At 72.9% G+C, this 2,870-nt stretch carries 3 protein-coding genes; all 3 read left to right on the top strand.

The genetic code is table 11. From position 1 onward, the window contains the following. The coding region (locus DEIPI_RS41115; protein ID WP_045233368.1) for a U32 family peptidase at nt 1–1,329 on the top strand (1,329 nt) is incomplete at its 5' end. A gap of 124 nt (nt 1,330–1,453) precedes the next feature. Further along, nucleotides 1,454–1,963 carry a DUF402 domain-containing protein gene (locus tag DEIPI_RS0101300; protein WP_027480605.1) on the top strand — a complete coding sequence of 170 codons (510 nt, stop codon included), beginning with the start codon at nt 1,454–1,456 and terminating at the stop codon, nt 1,961–1,963. Nucleotides 1,964–2,045: 82 nt separating this feature from the next. Further along, entirely contained in the window at nt 2,046–2,822 is a 777-nt protein-coding gene (locus DEIPI_RS0101295) for an ABC transporter ATP-binding protein (RefSeq protein WP_027480604.1), read from the top strand. Nucleotides 2,823–2,870: the final 48 nt, after the last annotated feature.

Raw genomic sequence — 2,870 nt, 5'->3', positions numbered from 1 at the left:
GACCCGACCCTCGCGGCGCGCGTGCGGCCCCTCACGGACGCCACGGACCCCGTGTACACGCGCTCCCTCACGGCGCGCTTCCTCGGGGCGCCCGGCGCGCACCCCGTCCTCACCCTCGCGGACGAGGCGGGCCGCGAGGTCAGCGTGGTCGGCGAGACGCCCCTCGCGCCCGCCCGCAACCGCGCCCTGAGCGAGGACACGCTGCGCGAGCAGCTCGGGAAGCTCGGCGGGACGCCCTTCCACCTCGCGGAACTGCACGTGGAGCTCGGCGGGGACGTCTTCATGCCCGTCAGCGAGCTCAACGCGCTGCGCCGCGAGGCCGCCGCTCAGCTCGTGGAACTGCGCGGCGCGGCGCCCGACCGTACGGTCACGCCCCGCCTGCGGGGCGCGCTGGCCGCCACGCCCGCGCCCGCCGCCGCCCCCGCCGACGCGCCGAGGCTGCACCTCCTCGTCCGCACGCCCGAACAGCTGGATGCGGCGGTCGAGGCGCGGCCCGACTCCATCACGCTCGACTACCTCGAACTCTACGGCCTCAAGCCCGCCGTGGAGCGTGTCGTCTCCGAGGGCATCCCGGTGCGCGTCGCGAGCCCGCGCGTCCTCAAGCCCACCGAGCAGAACATCGAGAAGTTCCTCCTGGGGCTCGGGCGCGGCCAGCCCGAGGGCGCGTACGGCCTGCTCGTGCGTTCCGGCGGGCTGCTCGAAGGGCTCACGGACGTCGCGGAGAGGCCCGACCTCGTCGGGGACTTCAGCCTCAACGTCGCGAACGTCCTCACGGCGCGCGAGCTCCTCGCGCTGGGCCTCACCCGCGTCACGCCCACCCACGACCTCAACGCGGCGCAGGTCACGGACCTCGCGCGCCTCGTCGGGCCCGCGAAGCTGGAGGTCGTCGCGTACCAGCACCTGCCCGTCTTCCACACGGAGCACTGCGTCTTCTGCCGTTTCCTCTCGGACGGCACGGACTACACGAACTGCGGGCACCCCTGCGAGTCGCACCGCGTCGCGCTGCGCGACGACAGGGGCCTCGCGCATCCCGTCATGGCCGACGTCGGCTGCCGCAACACCGTCTTCGGCGCGCAGGCGCAGACCGCCGCGCGACACCTGACGGACTGGCTCGCGGCGGGCCTGCGCGACTTCCGCCTGGAGTTCGTCCACGAGAGCGCCGAGGACGTGCGGCGTGTCACGGGCGCCTTCCGCGCGGCCCTCGCGGGCGACCTCGGCGCCCGCGAGCTCGAACGCGCCCTCGACGAGATCAGCGCGCAGGGCGTCACGGAGGGCAGCCTCTTCGTGCCGCGCGACTTCCTCGACCTGCCCCAGCTCGAACTCGTCTGAGTCCATGGGGAGGGGCCGGGCATCTGCGTGCCCGGCCTCTTCTCATGCCGCCCGAGGGTTCGATTCGGCGGTGATTTACGCAAAGCTCACGAGAGCGGGACCGGACGTCCGGATATACTTGACCATGCACGCGGTCAAGGTCGAACGGCACGACACGGCACGGCGGGAGCACCACACCAACACGGGCGTACGCGCGGTGGAGCAGTACCGCGAGCACGACCACGGACTGTACGTCGCGCGGCCCTTCTACGGCCACCCGCGCGTCGCGTACTGGGAAGCGCACCTCCTGCCGGACCTCGGCGTGCAGCTGTGCCGTTACGAGTTGCACGGCGGGCGCCGCGAGTTCGACTACTACATGGACGTCGCCCGCATCGAGCGGCGCGGGGACCTGTGGTTCGTGCGCGACCTCTACCTCGACCTCACCGTCTGGGAGGGCGCGCGCGCCGAGATCCTCGACACGGACGAACTGTGCGCAGCGCGCCGCGCCAGCCTCGTCGGCGAGGAGGAGGCCCTGTACGCCGTGGAGCGCGCGCACGCCGTCCTCAACGAGCTCGCGCAGCATCACTACCGCGTGGACCGCTGGCTCGCCGAGAAGGGCGTGGCGCTGGAGTGGCGCGAGGCGGTCCTCGCCTGACCGTCCGACTGTAGCGGGCGCCGCGCTGGCCGCGTGGTGTTGATGCGGGAGTGTAAGACCACGGTCTCTACACTCAGGGCACGTGATCGAGATCCAGGGGTACCACAAGCGGTACGGACGGCACGTCGCCGTCCACGACCTCAGCCTCACCGTCCGCCCGGGCGAGCTGTTCGGGCTGCTCGGCCCGAACGGCGCGGGCAAGACCACCACCATCCGCGCCGTCGTGGGCCTCACCCGGCCCAGCGGCGGCAGCGTCCGAGTCGCCGGGCACGACGTGTGGCGCGAACCGCTCCTCGCGAAGGCCGCGTTCGGCTACATCCCCGACCGCCCGTACCTCTACGGGAAGCTCACGGGCCGCGAGCTGCTGCGCTTCGTCGCGAGCCTCGCCGCGCACACCACGGGCCGCGACGTGGAGCGCGACATCGAACGCTGGCTGGAGTTCTTCTCGCTGGAGCACTTCGGCAACGAACTCGTCGAGACGTACAGCCACGGCATGCGCCAGAAGCTCACCATCATCGCGGCGCTCCTGCCCGAACCGGGCGTGCTGATCGTGGACGAGCCGATGGTCGGCCTCGACCCGCGCGCCGCGAAGCAGGTCCGGGAGCTCTTCCAGGACTACGCCGCGCGCGGCCGGACGGTGCTGCTCACCACGCACTCCCTGCCGCTCGCGGAGGCCGTCGCGGACCGCATCGCCGTCCTCGACCGGGGGCGCGTGCTGGGCCTCGGCACCCTCGACGAGCTGCGCGAACTCACCCGCACCGGTCACGGCGGCGTGGAGGGCGAGAGCCTGGAGCGCATCTTCTTCCGCCTCGTCGAGGAGGAGGAGGAGCAGCGCCGCCGGGAAAGCGGGGCCGCGTGACCGTCCGCGCCGCCCCACCGCGCCGTCCGCGCGCCCCGTCCCTGCTGG

Origin of the sequence: Deinococcus pimensis DSM 21231 (assembly GCF_000519345.1) — a bacterium.
GTDB lineage: Bacteria > Deinococcota > Deinococci > Deinococcales > Deinococcaceae > Deinococcus_A > Deinococcus_A pimensis.
Note: the sequence above shows the minus strand (reverse complement) of the source record. Positions and strands in the feature narration are given on the sequence as shown.

What these genes read in the sequence shown, in the direction of transcription:
- DEIPI_RS0101300 (WP_027480605.1), top strand. Translation starts at nt 1,454, where the DNA reads ATGCACGCGGTCAAGGTCGAACGGCACGACACGGCACGGCGGGAGCAC.